The organism is Arthrobacter sp. MDT2-34-1, from assembly GCF_059091365.1.
Genome location: NZ_JBNHGO010000169.1, coordinates 1 through 395 on the forward strand (window position 1 = coordinate 1; position 395 = coordinate 395).

Genomic DNA, 395 nt, shown 5'->3' on the forward strand with positions numbered 1-395 from the left:
GACCAGCGCCGTCAGGGGCGCCAGCATGAAGTTGTCCTTGGCGGCTGGGGCCAGGTTCAGTCCGATCAGGGCCACGATGGAACCGGTGACGATCGGCGGCATGACCACCTGGATCCAGCGCGCGCCGGCCAGCTGCACGATGAGTCCCACAAGGAACAGCACCGCCCCGGCCATCACAATCCCGCCCAGGGCCCCGCCGGGACCGAACTGGTTCATGGCGGCGCCGATCGGGGCGATGAACGCGAAGCTGGAGCCGAGGTAGCTGGGCACCCGTCCGGCCGTGATGACCAGGAAGAGCATGGTGCCGAGGCCGGAAAACAGGAGCGTGGTGGCGGGCGGGAAACCGGTCAGCAGCGGGACCAGGAACGTGGCGCCGAACATCGCGACGACGTGCT

Annotated in this window: 1 protein-coding gene; it reads right to left on the reverse strand. The window is 68.6% G+C overall.

The features are described from left to right. On the reverse strand, positions 1-395 hold a 395-nt coding region (locus AC5RVV_RS18215), incomplete at both ends, for a solute carrier family 23 protein (protein WP_494002741.1).